This window comes from Achromobacter deleyi, from assembly GCF_016127315.1.
Lineage (GTDB): Bacteria > Pseudomonadota > Gammaproteobacteria > Burkholderiales > Burkholderiaceae_B > Achromobacter > Achromobacter insuavis_A.
This window is the reverse complement of the sequence record NZ_CP065997.1, coordinates 6744401-6763317: the sequence shown is the minus strand read 5'-3', so window position 1 is coordinate 6763317 and position 18917 is coordinate 6744401. Positions and strand designations below refer to the sequence as shown.

The window sequence follows — 18917 nt, the reverse complement described above, 5'->3', positions numbered from 1 at the left end:
CGTGGGTTGCCGCCGCGGCGCGTTGCCGCGGTTCTTGACCGCGTTACTAGGAGTTCCTCATGAACACCGCTCAACTCTCCGTCCTGCCGGATGATCTCGCCGCCGTTTCCCTGACCCCGCTGCGCCGCGCGGCGCAGCGCGCCCGTGCCGTCTATGCCCGTTTCACGGGGCTGGCCATGCCCTGGTCGGCCGCGCCGGCGGTCGGCCATGCGAATGGCGCCGCGTCCATCGATCTTTCGGTTCCCGCCGCCGGCGGCGTGGCGACGTCCGCGCAAGTCGAGCCGCGCAAGCGGTCGGGGACGCTGCCGGGCCGGTGGCCGTTTCCGCCGGCCGCGGCCGACGCCGTGCCGGTTGGCAATGCCGTCCAGGCGCCGCGCGAGCGCAGCCTGGGCAATGCCACGGTCGAACCCGTGTCGGATCAGGTCAGCGTGAAAAGCATGGTGCTGGACGTGGTGCTGGTGCTGGCGTGGGGCGCGATGATTCCCGCTCTGATGTGGCTGGGCGTGGCCGGCGGCTTTTGAGGGCAGGGCGTCAGGTCGAACCCAGCAGCACCACGCCCGCCAGGATCGACAGGCAGCCCGCCAGGCGGCCGGGGCCGACTTTCTCACGCAGCAGGAACATGCCTGCCAGCGTGCCCAGCATCATCGACATTTCCCGCGCCGGCGCCACCAGGCTCAGCGGCGCGCCGTTGCGCAGCGCATACAGCACCAGGATGTAGCCCAGCGGCGACAGCAGGCCCACCGCCAGGGCCAGGTGCCAGTGGCCGCGCATCAGCTCCCACGCCTGGGCGCGGCGCTTCACCATGTGTGGCGTCATCATGGCGGTGCGGGTGACACAGGTGAACCAGTCGAACAGCACCGGGCTGATCAGCAGCACTTTCACGCCATAGGCGTCCACCACGGTGTAAGCGGCGATGAACAGGCCGATCACCATGCCCCAGCGCACGCCCACCCAGGCCTGGGCGTTGCGGAAGATCGACAGCCGTCCCTGGGTGGCGATCAGCAGCACGCCGATCACGACGCACAGCATGCCGGCGATGCCGGTAGTGGTGGCCGGTTCGCGCAGCAGCAGGAAAGCGCCGGTGGTCGAGAGCAGGGGGCCCGTGCCGCGGGCGATCGGATACACCACCGACAGGTCCGCGACCTGATAGCCGCGTTGCAGGCACAGGCTGTAGCCCAGATGCAACAGGCTGGAAGTCAGGATCGCCCCGACCACCGGCCAGGTCCAGGTCATGCCGTCATGCAGCAGCACCCACACGACCCACGGCGCGTACAGCACCGAGGCGCACAGCCCATAGGCGAAGACGAAGGGAGCGCCCACCATGGCCGCGCGCTTGGCGAGCAGATTCCACGTTGCGTGGGCCATCGCCGCCAGGACGACCAATAACAGGGACGAATACGACATGAGGGAACAGCGTCTGATGACGTGTTTGTTACAGAAACCGCTAGGGTACCGCAAACCCGCGGGCAGGGCGCCATGTTACCTGAGGCGTCGGCCAATTTTTGGTGTAGAATCATTGGTTTGCCAAATCTCATCCTCTGCTTGCGGTACATGGCCTGGCCTTTTTTGGCAGGCGTGAACAACATCGAACGGCAAAGTTTTTAGTCCGCAAAGGCATGATGATCTAGGAGTTCTCAATGAACCTTATCGCTATCCTGGAACAGGAAGAGATTGCCCGCCTGACCGGCGGCCAAGCCAAGCCTGAATTTGCTCCCGGTGACACCGTCATCGTGAGCGTGAACGTCGTTGAAGGCACCCGCAAGCGCGTGCAGGCTTTCGAAGGCGTCGTGATCGCCAAGCGCAACCGCGGCCTGAACTCCGCGTTCACCGTGCGCAAGATTTCGTCGGGTGAAGCCGTGGAACGTACGTTCCAGCTGTACTCGCCGCAAATCGCCGGCATCGAAGTCAAGCGCCGCGGCGACGTGCGCCGCGCCAAGCTGTACTACCTGCGCAACCGCTCGGGCAAGTCGGCGCGTATCAAGGAAAAGCTGGTCAGCAAGCAAGCCTCGGCGGCTTGATCGCTTATCGGCACACGGCCCTACCAGTGTCGGACGCACACGCCATCCAGCGTTTTCGTTCGGCACGGGTTTCCGGGTTAAAAAGGCACCTGCGAGGGTGCCTTTTTCTTTTTGAAAAGCCGAATGTCTGATTCCTCGTCTTCCGCTCGGCCACGACGGCCATTGGCGCGTCCCGGATTCGATCCGGCGTCGCAACCCTGGGTCGTCGCCAACGATTCCCTGCTGGCGGTGCCGTCCGGCCTGCTCACGCCCGACCAGCTGCGCGGCACGCTCAGCCAGCCTGCCACCTGGACGCTCGAGCTGTCGCGCGACAACGACCTGCGCTATCCCGGCCGCGAAGGCGCGCCGGTGCCGGCGGCCGTGCTGATTCCGCTGGTGACCCGCGAGAACGGCGTGCACATCATGCTGACCCAGCGCGCGGCCCACCTGCACGACCACGCCGGCCAGATCAGTTTTCCGGGCGGCCGCATCGAGACCAGCGACGCCACCCCGATCGACGCCGCCCTGCGCGAGGCGCACGAGGAAACCGGGCTGCCGGCCAACCACGTCGAGGTGCTGGGCAGCATGCCGCCGTACCTGACCGCCACGGGTTTCTCGATCATTCCCGTGGTGTCGCTGGTGACCCCCGGCTTCCAGCTGGCGCCGGACGCGTTCGAGGTGGCCGAGGTGTTCGAGGTGCCGCTGTCGTTCCTGATGGATCCGGCCAATCACCGCCTGTACGAGGCGCGGCTCGAGGATGGCCGGGTGCGCCACTATTACGGTATGCCGTATGGCAGGCACTTCATCTGGGGCGCCACGGCCGGCATGCTGCGCAACCTCTATCACCTGTTGCGCAACGGCTTCCAGCCGCGTTGATACGGCTGGCGCGCGGATCGCCGCGCCGGCCAGCCGCCGCCAGGCGGGCCCCTCAATACCGTTGCTGTCCCGCCAGGTTCTCGTCCAGGATGCGCAGGTACAGCGCATAGCGCGCCGGATCGATCGCGCCCGCGTCCAGCGCCGCGACCACGCCGCAGCCCGGCTCGTGGCGATGGGTGCAGTTGTAGAAACGGCACGACTCGATCGGCTGGGTGAACTCCGGAAAACCGCGGATGATGTCCTCGCGGCTCAGGTGCTGCAGGCCGAAGGCCTGGAAGCCCGGCGAGTCGATCAGGTCGCCGCCCGGCGCGGGCAGGTGATAGAGACGGGTGCTGGTGGTGGTGTGCTTGCCCATGTCCAGCGCCGTCGAATGCTCGCGGGTGGGCGCGGCGGCGTCCGGCACCAGCGCGTTCAGCAGCGTCGACTTGCCCATGCCGCTCTGCCCCAGCAGCAGGTTGGTGCGGCCGGCCAGGCGCGGCGCCAGCAGCGTGTGGACCTTTTCGGGTTCCAGCGCGCTCAGTTCGATGATGTCCACGCCCAGTGCGGCGATCGGCGCCAGGCGGGCGCGGGCTGCGGTCAGCGCGTCGGCGATGTCGGTCTTGTTCAGGATGATCAGCGGCTCGATGCCGGCGCTCCAGGCGCCGGCCAGCGCGCGGCCGGTGAGATCGTCGGAGAAGGTCGGCTGCACCGCCACGACGATCAGCAACTGGTCCACGTTTGACGCGAATTGCTTGGACCGCATTTCATCGGAGCGGTACAGCAGGTTGCGCCGCGGCAGGATCGCGTCGATGGCGCCTTCGTCCTGGCCTTGGGGCGTGATGCGGACGCGGTCGCCGACGGCGGCGCCGGCCTTCTTGCCGCGCGGAAAGCACTTGCGCAGGCTGCCATCGGCCAGCTCGACGGTGTAGTGGCGGCCGTGCGCCGCGATGATGCGGCCTTCGTTGGCGGCGTTGGCGGGCGCGCTGCCTTGGGGCGCGTCCTGGAAGGCGGCCTTGTTCCGGTCGTTCATGCTCATGCCGCGGGCGCCGTCAGGTGGCGGATGCGCACGGCGGCGGGGGGATGGCTGTCGTAGAAGGCGGAGTGCACGGGATCGGGAGTCAGGGTGGCGGCGTTGTCGTCGTAGAGCTTGACCAGGGCGGACACCAGGCGGTCGGGCGAGCTCTGCTCGGCCGCGTAGCGGTCGGCCTCGAACTCGTCGCGGCGCGAGTACCAGCTGGCCAGCGGCGTGAAGACGAAGGTGAAAACGGGAATGGCCAGGAAGAACAACAGCAGCGCCATGGCGTCGTTGCGGCCGCCCAGCTGCGGCAGCACGCCCAGGCCCACGTAGAACCACGGTTGCTGCGCGACCCAGCCCAGGATGGCGAAAAAGCCCAGCGCGGCCGCGAAGCTGAAGAGGATGCGCTTGATGATGTGGCGCTTGGCGAAATGGCCCAGCTCGTGTGCCAGCACCGCCTCGATCTCGTCGGCGTTCAGGCGCGCCAGCAGCGTGTCGAAGAACACGATGCGGCGCGAGCGGCCGAAACCGGTGAAATAGGCGTTGCCGTGGGCCGAGCGGCGCGAGCCGTCCATCACGAACAGGCCGCTGAGCGCGAAGCCGCAGCGCTGCGCCAGGCGCTGGATGCGGCCGGCCAGCTCGGGGTCGGACAGCGGGGTGAACTTGTTGAACAGCGGGGCGATGAACATCGGGTAGACGATCAGCAGCGCCAGGTTGAACACGGTCCAGAGCGCCCAGGCCCAGATCCACCAGTATTGCCCCGCGCTGCCCATCAGCCACAGCACGGCGGCCGCCAGCGGCAGCCCCAGCACCGCCGCCACCAGCAGGCCCTTGGCCGCGTCCGAGATGAACAGCTCGGGCGTCATGCGGTTGAAACCGAAGCGGGCTTCCAGCTTGAACTGTCGCCACAGCGTGAAGGGCAGGCCCAGCAACCCCAGCAGCAGCGCCACCGCCACCAGCAACAGCATCTGGCGCAGGAAGTCGTTGCTGGTAAGCTGGCCTACCAGCAGGTCGATGGCCTGCAGGCCGCCCATCAGCGTCAGGCAGATCAGCAGGATGGCGTCATAGGTGCGTTCGAACATGCCCAGCCTGACCCGGGCGACCGTGTAATCGGCGGCGCGCTGATGGCTCGCCAGGCCGATCCGGTGGGAAAATTCCGGCGGCACCTGGTCGCGATGGCGCGCCACGTGGCGGATCTGGCGACTGGCCAGCCACATGCGCACGGCGATATCGGTCAGCAGGAAGGCAACGAACAGCAATGTGAACATGGGCAATGCGGCCGGCTCAAATGGGTATGTGCGAAAATCGCGGGTTTGAAAATCGCGTCTTTTATAGGCAAATTATATGGCTGTGAACGAAAACCGCCTGGTCTGGCTCGACATGGAAATGACCGGCCTGGACCCTGAGAAAGAGCGCATCATCGAGGTCGCCGTGGTGGTGACCGAGGCCGACCTGACCGTCGTCGCCGAAGGCCCCGTGCTGGTCGTGCACCAGTCGGACAGCCTGCTCGACGCCATGGACAGCTGGAACAAGTCCACCCACGGCAAGAGCGGCCTGATCGACAAGGTCCGCGCCTCGACGATTTCCGAAGCGCAGGCAGAGGATACGCTGTTGGCGTTTCTCGCGCAGCACGTGCCGGCCGGCAAGTCGCCGCTGTGCGGCAACACCATCAGCCAGGACCGTCGTTTCATGTTTGCTTACATGCCGCGCCTGGAACAGTTCTTCCACTACCGCAACCTGGATGTCAGCACGCTCAAGGAACTGGCGCGCCGCTGGGCGCCGGCCGTGTACAAGGGTTTCGAGAAGAAGAGCCGTCACGAAGCGCTGGCCGACATCTATGAATCGATCGACGAACTGAAGTATTACCGCGAACACTTCCTGAAGGTGTAAGCCGCCGATCCGGCGGCAGCCGTCCGCGAGCCGCCATGCCGACTTCCCATTCCGTCGCCCGGATCCGCGCTGCCGAACGCCAGGCCCTGGCTGAAGGCCGGCGGCTGATGCCGCTGGCGGGCGCGGCGGCCGCCAGTTTCGTGGCGCGCCGGGTGGCGCCCGGCGCCACGCTGCTGGCGCTGGCAGGCCCCGGCAACAATGGCGGCGATGCGCTGGAGGCGGCGACCCGGCTGCGGCAGTGCGGCCACGATGTCCGCGTGGTGCTGCCCGCCGGCGCGCAGCGGCTGCCCGACGATGCCGCCCGCGCCTACGCCGGCTGGATCGCGGCGGGCGGCGCCGTATCGCCGGGGCTTGAGCCCGGCCTGGTGCCGGACCTGGTCATCGACGGCCTGTTCGGCATCGGATTGAACCGTCCCCTGGGCCCGGACTGGCAGGCGCTGGTGGATACGGTCAATGGCTGGCGGGTGCCGGTGCTGGCGCTGGACGTGCCCAGCGGCATCGACGCCGACACGGGCGCGGCCCTGGGCCGGCCGGTGCTGGCGCGCTGGACGCTGTCCTTCATCGCCCGGGCCAGGGGGCTGGAACGCGCCCCGGCGGCAGGCGAACTTCACATCGATACGCTGGGCGTCGTGATGCCGGAAGAGGGCGGCGGGGGCTGATGGCCATCCCGCGGCGGCCCCGTCAGGCCGGACGACCGCCGAAGCGCGTCGCGATGTCGGCGGCCAGTGGCGCGTAGCGTTCGTTGTCGCGGCCAGCCAGGGTGTTCAGATGCGCCTCCGAGGCGTCGAACACCTGCCAGTAGATGCGGCCGCAGAGCTCGCGCGCCGCATGGCCGGGCCAGTTGTCCGGCAGCATGGGGCCGGGCAGGTGCGGGTCGTGCAGCACGATCCGGCGCCAATTGTGCAGCAGCATGACGCGGGTGATGAACGCGTCCGGCGGTGACGGGGGCGCTTCCAGCAGCTTTTCCAGTGGTCCGAAATTCCTGCTGAATTGCCGGTACTGCTCGGCCACGTCGTCCAGGTTCCAGCACTGCGAGGCCAGGCTGGCGATCGGCAGGCCGCCGGCGCCGGCCAGGTCGCGCGCCGACAGTACCAGCGCCTTGTCCGGAATGCCCAGTTTTTCCAGGATGTCGTGGGCCGCGCGCGCCTCGGTGTGCGGATGCGCGAACAGCCCCGGCGCGATCATGCCGAACCCTTCCCAGACCAGCTCGCGGCGCAGTTCCGCGCGTTCGGCCAGCCCGTTGCCGGTGCGCGGCAACGCCACCAGCGTCCATTCCCCGTTCCAGTCGCGAGGCGCGCCCACGTAGATGCGCTGCGAGGCGTGCGCCGTGTGGCGCAGGCCCTGCTCGGAAATCAGGTAGAGGCTGCGGCGGCCATGGCGTTCGGACTGCAGCCAGTTCTGTGCCACCAGCCGGAACACGCTGGTGCGCAGCAGGCGTTCGTTGATGCCCAGGGGCGCCAGCAGCTCGATCAGGTCGCCCAGCCAGATGGCGCCGCCATGGGGGGCCAGGGCGTCGCCCAGCAGGCTGACGCAGAGCGATTTGGCGCGCGGCGGATCGCTCTTGATGAGGCGTGACAGGTAACGGTCCAGGGGCGACTGAGGGTTTGCCATAAGGGGGGCCGCGAGCGGCCGATATCGGGATCCTCGATATGATACATAAATCCAATGTGATACAGATTTGAGTTTGACAATGGTTTTTTTGTATTAAATAATCCGCCTATGACATGACGGCACTGCGCGGCGTTTGCTTTGCGCTATCGCAAACCGTCTCAAGGAGACAACCATGTACGCTCAACTCGTCGAAACCGGCGTCAAGCAGGTCAAGACCGCGGACCAGCTCGAAGGCCGCGAACAGACGTTCCAGCGCCGCATCGACGATGGCGTGCGGATCGAGGCCAAGGACTGGATGCCCGAGGCCTACCGCAAGACCCTGGTGCGCCAGATCTCGCAGCACGCGCACTCCGAAATCGTCGGCATGCTGCCCGAGGGCAACTGGATCACCCGCGCCCCGTCGCTCAAGCGCAAGGCCATCCTGCTGGCCAAGGTGCAGGACGAAGCCGGCCACGGCCTCTACCTGTACAGCGCCGCCGAGACCCTGGGCGTCTCGCGCGACGACCTGATCGACGACCTGCACGCCGGCCGCGCCAAGTACTCCAGCATCTTCAACTACCCCACGCTCAGCTGGGCCGACATCGGCATGATCGGCTGGCTGGTCGACGGCTCGGCCATCATCAACCAGATTCCGCTGTGCCGCTGCTCCTACGGCCCCTACGCCCGCGCCATGGTGCGGGTCTGTAAGGAGGAGTCCTTCCACCAGCGCCAGGGCTACGATCTGCTGATGCAGATGTGCCTGCACGGTACGCCCGAACAGAAGGCGATGGTGCAGGACTCGCTGAACCGCTGGTGGTGGCCGGCCCTCATGATGTTCGGCCCGTCCGATGCCGACTCGCCCAACAGCGCCCAGTCCATGGCCTGGAAGATCAAGCTGTTCTCCAACGACGAACTGCGCCAGAAGATGGTCGACCAGACCGTGCCGCAGGCCGAGTACCTGGGCCTGACCGTGCCCGATCCCGAACTGAAGTGGAACGCCGAGCGCGGCCACTACGACTTCGGCGAGATCGACTGGAGCGAGTTCTACGCCGTGCTCAAGGGCAATGGCCCGTGCAACCGCGAGCGCCTGGCGGCGCGCGTCAAGGCGCACGAAGACGGCGCCTGGGTGCGCGACGCGCTGGTCGCCTACGCCGACAAGCAGGCCGAGCGCAAGGCGGCCTGAGCCCTGGCCGGGCGGCGCCCGGCCTTCCAACTCCTTACTCATCCATACCCGGGGCGCGATGCGCGCCCGGCATCCGAGGATATCCATCATGAGCAAAGACTGGCCTCTGTGGGAAGTGTTCATCCGCAGCCAGCACGGCCTGGCGCACAAGCACGTCGGCAGCCTGCACGCGCCCGACGCCGAAATGGCGATCAACCACGCCCGCGACGTCTATACCCGCCGCAATGAAGGCCTGAGCATCTGGGTGGTGCGCGCCTCCGACATCTCCGCCAGCAGCCCGGGCGACAAGGATCCCTTGTTCGAGCCGGCCAACAGCAAGGTCTACCGGCATCCCACGTTCTTTCCGATGCCTGAAGAAATCAAGCACATGTAAGGCGGCGGGGGAGACATGGACAAGACTTTCTTCGAATACCTGCTGCGCCTGGGCGACACGTCGCTGATCCTGTCGCAACGTCTGGGCGCCTGGACCGGTCACGGCCCGATCCTGGAAGAGGACCTGGCGCTGACCAACACCGCGCTCGATTTGCTGGGCCAGGCCCGCATGTGGCTGACGCTGGCCGGCGAGGTCGAGGGCGCGGGCCGCGACGAGGACGCGCTGGCCTACCTGCGCGATGCCCACCAGTTCCACAACGCGCTGCTGGTCGAACGGCCCAACGGCAACTACGCCGACACCATGGCGCGGCAGTTCCTGTTCGACGTCTGGCATTACTTCCTGCTGCAGCGCCTGGCGCAGTCGTCGGACGAGCGCGTGGCCGGCATCGCCGCCAAGTCGCTCAAGGAAGTGACCTACCACGTGCGGCGCTCGTCCGACCTGGTGGTGCGCCTGGGTGATGGCACCGAGACCAGCCACGCCAGGATGCAGGCGGCGATTGACGACGCCTGGCGCTTCACCGGCGAACTGTTCACCGACGACGCGATCGACCAGGACATGGCGGCGCGCGGCATCGGCTGTGAACTGGCCGCGCTGCGCGCGCCCTGGGAACAGCACGTGCGCGAAGTGCTCGAGGAAGCCACGCTGGCGGTGCCCGACGCCGCGGCCGCGAATCATCCGGCCCACAGCGGCGGCCGCCAGGGCCGGCACACCGAGGAGCTGGGCTACGTGCTGGCGGAAATGCAGCATCTGCCGCGCGCCTATCCGGGAGCGACGTGGTGAACACGCTGGCGTCCGCGTCCATCGAGCAGGTCTACGCCTGGCTGCAGGAGGTCCCCGATCCGGAGATCCCCGTGCTGTCGGTGGTGGACCTGGGCGTGGTGCGCGACGTGGCCTGGGATGGCGACGCCTGCGTCGTCGTCATCACGCCGACTTACTCCGGCTGCCCCGCGATGCGCGAGATCACCGAGGACATCCGCCAGGTGCTGGCGCGCCACGGCATCGGCGAGGTGCGCGTCGAGACGCGCCTGTCGCCCGCCTGGACCACCGACTGGATGAGCGAGAAGGGTCGCGCCGCGCTCAAGGGCTACGGCATCGCCGCGCCGGCGCAGCAGGCCATCGACATCTCGGGCATCAGCCGGCGCAACGCCGGGCCCGCCATCGAGTGCCCGCGCTGCGGCTCGCGCGACACGCGCCTGGTCAGCAACTTCGGATCGACCTCGTGCAAGGCGCTGTACCGCTGCGTCAGCTGCCGCGAGCCGTTCGATTATTTCAAGACTCACTGAGAGTGGTTTCGAGAATGAGCCTGAACCAATTCCACCCCCTGAAAGTGGCCTCGGTGGCGCGCAACACGCGCGACGCGGTGGTCGTGACGTTCGACCTGCCCGACACACTGGTCGATGAATTCGCTTTCCTGCCGGGCCAATACCTGACGCTGCGCACGCAGCTCAACGGCGAGGAACTGCGCCGCTCCTATTCGATCTGTTCGGCGCCGCGCGACAAGTTGCTGCGCGTGGCGATCAAGAAGGTCGATGAAGGCGTCTTCTCCAGTTGGGCCAACCACGAGCTGCAGCCGGGCCAGACGCTGGAAGTGATGGCGCCGGCCGGCAATTTCACCGTCGACTTCGCGCCGCAGAACCAGCGCCATTACGTGGCCTTCGCGGTTGGCAGCGGCATCACGCCGGTGTTCTCGCTGGTCAAGACCGCGCTGTCGACCGAGCCGAACAGCAAGTTCACGCTGTTCTTCGGCAACCGCGCCTCCTCGGCGGTGTTGTTCCGCGAAGAGATCGAGGACCTGAAGAACCTGTACATGGACCGCTTCTCGCTGGTCTACGTCATGAGCCGCGAGACCCAGGACATCGAGCTGTTCAACGGCCGCCTGGACGGCGACAAGGTCGACCAGCTGATGTCGGCCTGGATGAGCCCCGAGGATATCGACTACGCTTTTGTCTGCGGTCCGCAGACCATGACCGAGAGCGTGGTCGAGCGGCTGCAGGCCCGCGGCATCCCGAAGGCGAACATCAAGTTCGAACTGTTCGGCGCCCCGAAGGGGCCGCGCGCGTTGCGCACGGGGCAGGACGCCCGCCAGGCGCCCGGCAAGGGCCAGTGCGAGGTGACGGTGGTGCAGGACGGCCACAGCCGCAAGTTCGTGATCGACAAGAACAAAGACAGCGTGCTGGATTCGGCGCTGGCGCAGGGCATCGAACTGCCGTATTCGTGCAAGGGCGGGGTGTGTTCCACCTGCCGCTGCAAGGTGGTCGAGGGTGAAGTGGACATGGATGCCAACTTCGCCCTGGAAGACTACGAAGTGGCGCGAGGCTTTATCCTGAGCTGCCAGAGCTTTCCGGTCAGCGACCGCCTGGTGATCGACTTCGACCAGGAAACCTGACCCGGCGCGCGCCAGTCAGACCCCTATTCCATTTGGAGAGACGCAGTGTCCCAGAAATTCTTCGAACGCCATCAGCCCCTGCTGGAACAAGCCCTGGCCGCCGCCGCGCTGCGCGGCTACTGGAGCCCGTTTGCCGAGTCGCCCAGCCCCCGCAACTATGGCGAGACCGCCAATGATGACGGCCGCGCCGCCTTCGAGGCCCTGCGCGGCAAGCCGTTCCCGCTGAACCTGCACGCCGCCGACGGCACCGTCGGCGGCGAGAAGTCGCCCTTTGGCTTCGACCTGGGCATCACCTATCCGCACGTGCCAGCCGCAAAGCTGGTGGCCGCGTCCAAGCGCGCGTTGCAGGACTGGCGCCGCGCCGGCCCGCAGGCCTGGGTGGGCGTGTCGCTGGAAATCCTGGCGCGCCTGAACAAGCTCAGCTTCGAAATGGCCTACGCCGTGCAGCACACCACCGGCCAGGGCTTCATGATGGCCTTCCAGGCCGGCGGCCCGCATGCGCAGGACCGCGGCTTCGAGGCCGTGGCCTATGCCTGGCAGGAAATGTCGCGCATCCCCGGCGTCGCCATCTGGGAGAAGCCGCAGGGCAAGAACGACCCCATCCGCATGGAAAAGCACTTCACCGTGGTGCCGCGTGGCGTGGCGCTGGTGATCGGCTGCTCGACCTTCCCGACCTGGAACGGCTATCCCGGCCTGTTCGCCAGCCTGGCGACCGGCAACACCGTCATCGTCAAGCCGCACCCGGGCGCGATCCTGCCGCTGGCGCTGACCGTCAAGGTCGCGCGCGAAGTGCTGCAGGAAGCCGGCTTCGATCCCGACGTGGTGCTGCTGGCCGCGCACACCGCCGAAGAAGACACCGCGCGCCAGCTGGCGCTGGATCCCGCGGTCAAGATCATCGACTTCACCGGCAGCACCGCCAACGGCGACTGGCTCGAGAACAACGCCCGCCAGGCGCTGGTCTACACCGAGAAGGCCGGCGTCAACCAGGTCATCATCGATTCGGCCGCCGACCTGAAGGGCGTGGCGCGCAACCTGGCGTTCTCGCTGGCGCTGTATTCGGGCCAGATGTGCACGGCCCCGCAGAACATCTACGTGCCGCGCGACGGCATCCAGACGCCGGAAGGCCGGGTCAGCTTCGATGAGGTCGCCGCCGCCCTGGGCGCCGCAGTCGACAAGCTCGGCGCCGACGCCGCCAAGGCCGTCGAACTGACCGGCGCGATCCAGAACGAAGGCATCGTCGAGCGCATCGAGAAGGCCCGCGCGCTGGGCCTGCCGGTGGTGGCCGACAGCAAGACGTTGACGCACCCGCAGTTCGAGAACGCCCGCGTGCGCACGCCGCTGCTGCTGCGCGCCGAGGCCGGCAACGCCGCCATCAGCCAGGAATGGTTCGGCCCGATCGCCTTCGTGGTCGCCACCGACTCCACCGCGCACAGCATCCAGATCGCGCGTGACAGCGTGATCGAGCACGGCGCGCTGTCGCTGTCGGCCTACACCACCAGCAACGACGTGGCCGAGCAGGTGCAGGAAGCGGCGGAAGAGTCCGGCGTGTCGCTGTCGCTGAACCTGACCGGCGCGGTGTTCGTCAACCAGACCGCGGCCTTCAGCGACTTCCACGGCACCGGCGCCAACCCGGCGGCCAACGCGGCGCTGTCCGATTCAGCCTACGTGTCCAACCGCTTCCGCGTGGTGCAGACCCGCCGCCACATCTGAACGGTGGATCCGCACATGACCTATCAAGACATCCAATTCGAATTGGCCGGTGGCATTGCCCGCTTGACGCTGAACCGCCCCGACAAGCTCAACAGCTTCACCGCCAACATGCATGGCGAAGTGGCGCATGCGCTGACCCGGGTCGAAACCGAAGGCGCGCGCGTGCTGGTGCTGACCGGCGCGGGCCGCGGCTTCTGCGCCGGGCAGGATCTGAGCGAGCGCAAGCCGGCGCCCGACGGTACGCCGCCCGACCTGGGCGAGACCGTCGACAAGTTCTACGCGCCGCTGGTGCGCCGCCTGAACGCCTTGCCGATGCCGGTGGTGGTGGGCGTCAATGGCGTGGCGGCCGGCGCCGGCGCCAACCTGGCGTTCGCCGGCGACATCGTCATCGCCAAAGAATCGGCCAACTTCATCCAGTCGTTCTGCAAGCTGGGCCTGATTCCCGACACGGGCGGCACCTTCGTGTTGCCGCGCCTGGTGGGGCGCGCCCGCGCCATGGGGCTGGCGTTGCTGGGCGACAAGCTCAGCGCGCGCCAGGCCGAGGCCTGGGGCCTGATCTGGCAATGCGTGGCGGACGACGCGTTCGACGCGACGCTGGAGAATCTGGCGCAGCATTTCTCGCGCGCGCCGACCAAGGGCCTGACCTACACCAAGCGCGCCTTGCAGGCCAGCCTGGGCAATGACCTGGCGACCCAGCTGGACCTGGAGCGCGACATGATGCGTGAATTGGGCCGCAGCGCCGACTACGCCGAAGGCGTGGCGGCCTTCCTGGGCAAACGCGAACCGCAGTTCAAGGGGCAATGATGAGCAGCACGCACGTTCCGCCCGTCGAGGCGCCGACGGATCCGCAGGAATTGGCGCAGGCCGTGGGCACGGTGATGTACGCCGGCGACGCGGCCTCGCAGGGCCTGGACATGAAGGTCGAGGAAATGGCGCCGGGCTATGCGCGCCTGACCATGCGGGTGCGTCCCGACATGCTCAACGGCCACAAGACCTGCCATGGCGGGTTCATCTTCGCGCTGGCCGACAGCGCCTTCGCCTTTTCCTGCAATTCGCGCAACGTCAGCACCGTGGCGTCGGGCTGCACCATCGATTACCTGGCCCCCGGCTTCGAGGGCGACCTGCTGACCGCGGTGGCGCAAGAGCGTTCGCTGGCGGGCCGCACCGGGGTGTACGACGTGACCATCACCAACCAGGACGGCCGCAACGTCGCCCTGTTCCGTGGCCGTTCCTACCGCATCAAGGGGCAGATCGTCGGCACGCCAGCCGAGGCTTGAACGCATCAACCAATCAGAGACAAGGCCACCGGCCGAGGCGGGCGCGCGGCGCGTCCCCCGGCACGGAGGGTAGAGCATTCCAGGAGAGAGATAACCATGTCCAACACCATGAGCAAGCCGGGGCTGGACCCCATCGAGCATGCCAGCCAGGATGAGCTGCGCGCGTTGCAGCTCGAGCGCCTGAAGTGGTCGCTCAAGCACGCCTACGAGAACGTGCCTCACTATAAGAAGGCGTTCGACGAGATGGGCGTGCATCCCGACGACCTGAAGCAGCTGTCGGATATTTCGAAGTTCCCGTTCACCACCAAGAAGGAACTGCGCGAGAACTATCCGTTCGGCATGTTCGCGGTGCCGCGCGAGCGCATCTCGCGCATCCATGCCTCCAGCGGCACGACCGGCAAGCCGACCGTGGTGGGCTACACCCAGCGCGACCTGGACAACTGGGCCAACCTGGTGGCGCGCTCGATCCGCGCGGCGGGCGGCAAGCCCGGCGATACGGTGCACGTGGCGTACGGCTACGGCCTGTTCACGGGCGGCCTGGGCGCGCATTACGGCGCCGAGCGCCTGGGTTGCACGGTCATCCCGATGTCGGGCGGGCAGACCGAAAAGCAGGTGCAGCTGATCAACGATTTCCGTCCGGACATCATCATGGTCACGCCCTCCTATTTCTGCAATATTCTGGAGGAGCAGCGTCGCCAGGGGATTGATCCGCGTCAAACTTCGCTGCGCATCGGCATCTTCGGCGCCGAGCCCTGGACTGGCCAGATGCGCGCCGACATCGAGGCCGAGGCCGGCATCGACGCGGTCGATATCTATGGCCTGTCCGAAGTGATGGGCCCGGGCGTGGCCAGCGAGTGCGTCGAGACCAAGGACGGTCCGGTGGTGTGGGAAGACCACTTCTACGCCGAGATCATCAATCCGGACACGGGCGAGCCCGTGGCGGACGGCGAGCCGGGCGAACTGGTGTTCACCTCGCTCACCAAGGAAGCGATGCCCATCATCCGCTACCGCACCCGCGACCTGACCCGCCTGCTGCCGCCCACCGCGCGCAGCATGCGCCGCATCGGCAAGATCACCGGCCGCAGCGACGACATGCTGATCGTGCGCGGCGTGAACATGTTCCCGACCCAGGTCGAGGAACTGGTGCTCAAGATCGCGCAGCTGGCGCCGCACTACCAACTGGTGCTGTCGCGCACCGGCAATATGGACGAGCTCGAGATCCTGACGGAAGTCCGGGCCGAGTTCTCGAGCCTGTCGGACGCCGAGCGCGCCGCGCTGGGCAAGCAGCTGCAGCACGCGGTCAAGACGCACATCGGCGTCAGCGCCCGCATCCAGGTGTCGGATGCCGGCCACGTCGAGCGCACATTGACGGGCAAGGCCCGCCGCGTGATCGACAAGCGCCCGAAGGGCTGAGCATGGCCACGCCGCGTGGCCATCGCCACGCGGCGCGCGGAAACAAAAAAAGCAGCCATGGGCTGCTTTTTTATTGGACCGGCACCTGCCTAGCGCGCCACGGCGCGCACGATGTGTCGGTACCAGAAGTGCAGCAGGGTGGCCGACAGCGCCAGGCCGACCATGGCCATCAGCCACATGCTGCCCGCGCCCTGGGGCGAGCCGGGCACCAGGATCTCGCGCAGCCCGTCCAGGCCGCCGCGGCCCGGCCCGAAACCGAACCACCAGCCGCCGACCAGGCCGACGCCGGCCAGCGCCACGGTCTGCAGCAGCAGCGGCACCACCGCCACCTTGTAGGCGCGCAGCAGATACGAGTTGATGCACTGCATGGAGTCGAACAGGTGGAACAGCGGCAGCACCGCCAGCAGCGTGGTGGCCACGGCGGCCACCTGGGGATTGTCGGTATAGGCCGCCAGGATCAGCGGACGGCCGGCCAGCAGCGCCACCGCGGTCAGCAGGGCACCCATCAGTCCCAGCACCAGCCCGGCCATGCCGGTGCGGTGGGCATGCGCCAGGTTGCCGGCGCCGATTGCCTGCGCCGTCAGGGCGGCGGTGGCCACGCCCAACGCCATCGGCATCATGTAGCACAGCGCGGCCAGGTTCGACATGATCTGGTGGCCGCCGGTCACGAAGGTGCCTTCGCGCGCCACCAGCAGCGCCATGAAGGTGAAGGCCGAGACTTCCACCAGATAGGAGCCGCCCATGGGGATGCCCAGGCGCAGCAGCTCCTTGAGCGTCTTCCAGTCAGGGCGGCCGACGTGCAGGTGGAAGCGGCGGTAATAGCGGTCGTGGGTGATGACCCACAGGCCCAGCCCCAGGCTCATCCACGACACCACCGCCGTGGCCAGGCCGGCGCCGGTGGCGCCCATGGCGGGCAGGCCCAGGCTGCCGTAGATGAACAGCCAGTTGAAGAAGGCCTTGAAGCCGATGGCGGTGAGGTTGATCGCCATCACCAGCTTGGGCCGCGAGACCGAGGTGCCGAGCGCGTAGATGGTGCGGAACACCAGCGCGGCCGGCAGGGCCAGGCTCAGCGCCCGCAGGTACGAGGCGATGCGCTCGCGCACGCCGGGATCGACGTTGCCCGACATCGACAGCCAGAAATCCGGGAACAGCATCAGGATGCCGCCCACCACCGACAGTCCCAGCGCCAGCCACACGCCCTGACCCCAGCTGCGGCCGACCTCGCGGTTGTTGCCGGCGCCGAAATGCTGCGCCAGGATCGGGATGAGGGCGTGGACCACGCCCATCAGGCCGACGAAGACGGTGATGTAGATGGAGGCCGACAGGGCCATCGCCGCCAGGTCATTGGCGCTGGCGTGGCCGGTCATGGCGGTGTCGAGGACGCCGAACGAGATGCCGGCCCATTGGCTGATCAGGACCGGCCAGGCCTGCTTGGCGATGCCGCGCAGGGTGGCGCCGAAACTGGCCGGCGCCGCGGGGGCGGGAGTCATCGCGTGGGGCCGACGCGCAGCAGGCGGAAGACTTCCTGGCGATCGGCGCGGCGGCCGCCCTGCCACAGCACGTCGGCGCTGTCGCTGTAGGCGGCGGTGTTGTCGCGCAGGCTCTGGTTGGTGGTCTGCTGCAGCACCAGCGTGCACTTCGAGTCGAACGTGAACGTCAGGTTGTTGAAGATCAGGAACGAGGCGCGCTGGCCGCTGCCCAGGCTCAGGCCGCGCACGCATTCGCCCGGCCGGATGTTCTGCTCCAGGGCCTGGGCCAGTTCGCCGGACACGGTGCGATAGCTGCGGGCATAGTCGACCGCGGGCTGCCACAACAGCACCAGCAGGATCCAGGTGACGGTCAAGCCGCCGGCGGACAGCACGGTGCCGCGCCACAGGGCTTGCGGCTTGACCCGCAGGCGCCAGACCACCAACGCAATCCAGCCGATGGTGAAGATCACCGCCAGCGCGAACGCCACCCACGAGATGACGGGCTCATAGCCGGTCGTCTGGCGGCCGATGTTGCGCGAAATCTGCGCGGGCCATTGGAAGTGCAGGGCGATCCAGCCGAGCCACGCGGTGGCGGCGGTCAGCGAAAAACACATCACGGCGAACCAGTCCAGCGTGTTGACCACGCCGCGCCGCAGGGTTGGCAGCGAGAACGCGCCCAGCACCGCGCAGGGCACGGCCAGCAGCACGTATTCGGAGTCGCTGGCCTCGTCCAGCCCGAACAGCACCAGGGCCGAGCAGACCAGCAGCATCAGCGGCAGCCAGATGTGCGGGGCGTAGATCCAGGCGCGCCAGCGCCAGATGGCCAGCAGCGCCAGCGGCCAGGTCGGCCACAGGTACCAGGGCAGGTCACGCAGGGTGCGGCCCACATCGTGCCAGCTGGGCACGGCGAAGGACGCCAGGTTCCAGGTCTTCCAGTTGCGGATCCAGTATTCGCTGCTCTGGGTCGCCGGAATCCACCAGGCCAGGATCAGGACGGCGGCGACCAGCGCGGCCCAGGGCAGCCAGCGCTTGCATTTCCAGAGCGGGCCGCGCGGATAGAACGCGAGCAAAGCGGCGACCATGATCGGCAGGGCGCCGATCCAGCCGCGCGTGAGGAAGCTGGCGGCCAGCGCAATGCCCAGCGTGGTCGAGCCGGTGACGGGGCGGTCCACGGTGCGCGCCAGCGAATAGAAGGCCAGCGCCTGGCAGGCCATGATGGCGGGCACCACGGTGGTCTCATGGGTGCGCTGCAGGATGCCGACCGTGGCCAGGAGCAGTAGCAGCGCGGCGTCGGCCAGCATGCGGCCGTAGTCGCGCGGCTCCGGTTCGCCGCCGAAGGGCAGCGCCAGCGGCTGGGCTTCGGCGCGGCGGCCGAGCAGGTAGGTGCCGTACCAGACGCTCATGGCCGTCACGCCGAACCACAACAGGTTGGGCAGGCGGCCGGCGGTGATGTCGCCGATGAAGGGGCCGAACAGCCAGATGCTGATCGCGCCGACCCAGGTGATCAGCGGGCCTTCCTCGGCGTGGGCCAGGTGCCCCACTTGCGGCAGCAGCCAGGTGATCCCGCCTTCACGGATGGCGGTGATCATGGTCGCCAGGCCGACCGCATCGTCCGTTTTCCACGGGTCGCGCATGAACAGGCCGGCGATGATGTACGCCAGCGCCAGCCCAAGCAGAATCAGCCTGGGCAGTTTCGCGGTGGCCACGGACGTCAGCCGGGCCGGAGTGGAAATGGAAAGTGGGGACACGGGCGTTAATG

20 protein-coding genes are annotated in these 18917 nt (G+C 67.7%); 14 read left to right on the top strand and 6 right to left on the bottom strand.

The annotated features are described in order from the left end of the window. Positions 1 to 59: 59 nt before the first annotated feature. Entirely contained in the window at positions 60 to 521 is a 462-nt protein-coding gene (locus tag I6I07_RS30620; protein ID WP_198484896.1) for a hypothetical protein, read from the top strand. Between the two features lie 10 nt (positions 522 to 531). On the opposite strand, the gene I6I07_RS30615 is transcribed toward I6I07_RS30620, so the two are convergent. Next, positions 532 to 1404: a DMT family transporter gene (locus tag I6I07_RS30615; protein WP_006393647.1), complete on the bottom strand. Its 873-nt coding sequence runs from the start codon at positions 1402 to 1404 to the stop codon at positions 532 to 534. A 233-nt stretch (positions 1405 to 1637) separates the two neighbouring features. On the opposite strand from I6I07_RS30615, the gene rplS reads away from it, so the two are divergent. After that, positions 1638 to 2018 (top strand): 50S ribosomal protein L19, encoded by a 381-nt coding sequence (rplS, locus tag I6I07_RS30610; RefSeq protein WP_006218237.1) that lies wholly within the window; start codon positions 1638 to 1640, stop codon positions 2016 to 2018. A gap of 123 nt (positions 2019 to 2141) precedes the next feature. Further along, a complete protein-coding gene (locus tag I6I07_RS30605) occupies positions 2142 to 2873 on the top strand; it encodes a CoA pyrophosphatase (RefSeq protein ID WP_198484894.1) in 732 nt (243 codons plus the stop codon). A gap of 52 nt (positions 2874 to 2925) precedes the next feature. Here I6I07_RS30605 and rsgA read toward each other — a convergent pair whose 3' ends face one another. After that, on the bottom strand, positions 2926 to 3882 hold the full coding sequence (gene rsgA, locus I6I07_RS30600; protein WP_420094534.1) for a ribosome small subunit-dependent GTPase A: 957 nt from the start codon (positions 3880 to 3882) through the stop codon (positions 2926 to 2928). A gap of 2 nt (positions 3883 to 3884) precedes the next feature. Further along, positions 3885 to 5135 carry a M48 family metallopeptidase gene (locus I6I07_RS30595; protein ID WP_198484890.1) on the bottom strand — a complete coding sequence of 417 codons (1251 nt, stop codon included), beginning with the start codon at positions 5133 to 5135 and terminating at the stop codon, positions 3885 to 3887. A 76-nt stretch (positions 5136 to 5211) separates the two neighbouring features. Between I6I07_RS30595 and orn the strand changes: the two genes are divergently transcribed. Together orn and I6I07_RS30585 are read left to right on the top strand one after the other, a co-directional pair. After that, complete coding sequence (orn, locus tag I6I07_RS30590; RefSeq protein ID WP_006393651.1) at positions 5212 to 5757, top strand: oligoribonuclease; 546 nt, start codon at positions 5212 to 5214, stop codon at positions 5755 to 5757. A gap of 35 nt (positions 5758 to 5792) precedes the next feature. Continuing rightward, on the top strand, positions 5793 to 6416 hold the full coding sequence (locus I6I07_RS30585) for an NAD(P)H-hydrate epimerase (protein ID WP_198484888.1): 624 nt from the start codon (positions 5793 to 5795) through the stop codon (positions 6414 to 6416). A 22-nt stretch (positions 6417 to 6438) separates the two neighbouring features. On the opposite strand, the gene paaX is transcribed toward I6I07_RS30585, so the two are convergent. Then, positions 6439 to 7368, bottom strand: coding sequence for a phenylacetic acid degradation operon negative regulatory protein PaaX (paaX, locus tag I6I07_RS30580; protein WP_198484886.1), 930 nt, complete (start codon positions 7366 to 7368; stop codon positions 6439 to 6441). 172 nt (positions 7369 to 7540) lie between these two features. Here paaX and paaA point away from each other — a divergent pair, with 172 nt between their 5' ends. The 9 genes from paaA (at position 7541) to paaK (ending at position 15689) form a co-directional block, all read left to right on the top strand. Next, a complete protein-coding gene (paaA, locus tag I6I07_RS30575) occupies positions 7541 to 8530 on the top strand; it encodes a 1,2-phenylacetyl-CoA epoxidase subunit PaaA (RefSeq protein WP_006393654.1) in 990 nt (329 codons plus the stop codon). An 88-nt stretch (positions 8531 to 8618) separates the two neighbouring features. After that, positions 8619 to 8903, top strand: coding sequence for a 1,2-phenylacetyl-CoA epoxidase subunit PaaB (paaB, locus tag I6I07_RS30570; protein WP_006388300.1), 285 nt, complete (start codon positions 8619 to 8621; stop codon positions 8901 to 8903). A 15-nt stretch (positions 8904 to 8918) separates the two neighbouring features. Continuing rightward, positions 8919 to 9683: a 1,2-phenylacetyl-CoA epoxidase subunit PaaC gene (gene paaC, locus I6I07_RS30565; protein ID WP_198484884.1), complete on the top strand. Its 765-nt coding sequence runs from the start codon at positions 8919 to 8921 to the stop codon at positions 9681 to 9683. Beyond that, the gene (gene paaD, locus I6I07_RS30560; protein ID WP_198484883.1) at positions 9680 to 10186 is read left to right on the top strand and encodes a 1,2-phenylacetyl-CoA epoxidase subunit PaaD; all 507 of its coding nucleotides are present in this window, start codon (positions 9680 to 9682) and stop codon (positions 10184 to 10186) included. The genes paaC and paaD overlap by 4 nt, the downstream gene beginning before the upstream one ends. Before the next feature lie 14 nt (positions 10187 to 10200). Continuing rightward, positions 10201 to 11289: a 1,2-phenylacetyl-CoA epoxidase subunit PaaE gene (paaE, locus tag I6I07_RS30555; RefSeq protein ID WP_006393657.1), complete on the top strand. Its 1089-nt coding sequence runs from the start codon at positions 10201 to 10203 to the stop codon at positions 11287 to 11289. 45 nt (positions 11290 to 11334) lie between these two features. Further along, the gene (paaN, locus tag I6I07_RS30550; protein ID WP_198484882.1) at positions 11335 to 12999 is read left to right on the top strand and encodes a phenylacetic acid degradation protein PaaN; all 1665 of its coding nucleotides are present in this window, start codon (positions 11335 to 11337) and stop codon (positions 12997 to 12999) included. A gap of 15 nt (positions 13000 to 13014) precedes the next feature. Beyond that, the gene (gene paaG / locus I6I07_RS30545; RefSeq protein WP_198484881.1) at positions 13015 to 13803 is read left to right on the top strand and encodes a 2-(1,2-epoxy-1,2-dihydrophenyl)acetyl-CoA isomerase PaaG; all 789 of its coding nucleotides are present in this window, start codon (positions 13015 to 13017) and stop codon (positions 13801 to 13803) included. After that, entirely contained in the window at positions 13803 to 14276 is a 474-nt protein-coding gene (gene paaI, locus I6I07_RS30540) for a hydroxyphenylacetyl-CoA thioesterase PaaI (protein WP_006393660.1), read from the top strand. Before paaG ends, paaI begins: the two co-directional genes overlap by 1 nt. A gap of 96 nt (positions 14277 to 14372) precedes the next feature. Next, entirely contained in the window at positions 14373 to 15689 is a 1317-nt protein-coding gene (gene paaK, locus I6I07_RS30535) for a phenylacetate--CoA ligase PaaK (protein WP_198484880.1), read from the top strand. A gap of 89 nt (positions 15690 to 15778) precedes the next feature. On the opposite strand, the gene I6I07_RS30530 is transcribed toward paaK, so the two are convergent. Next, positions 15779 to 17179, bottom strand: coding sequence for an MATE family efflux transporter (locus tag I6I07_RS30530; RefSeq protein ID WP_198484879.1), 1401 nt, complete (start codon positions 17177 to 17179; stop codon positions 15779 to 15781). Next, positions 17176 to 18906 carry an ArnT family glycosyltransferase gene (locus tag I6I07_RS30525; RefSeq protein WP_198484878.1) on the bottom strand — a complete coding sequence of 577 codons (1731 nt, stop codon included), beginning with the start codon at positions 18904 to 18906 and terminating at the stop codon, positions 17176 to 17178. Before I6I07_RS30525 ends, I6I07_RS30530 begins: the two co-directional genes overlap by 4 nt. Positions 18907 to 18917 lie beyond the last annotated feature (11 nt).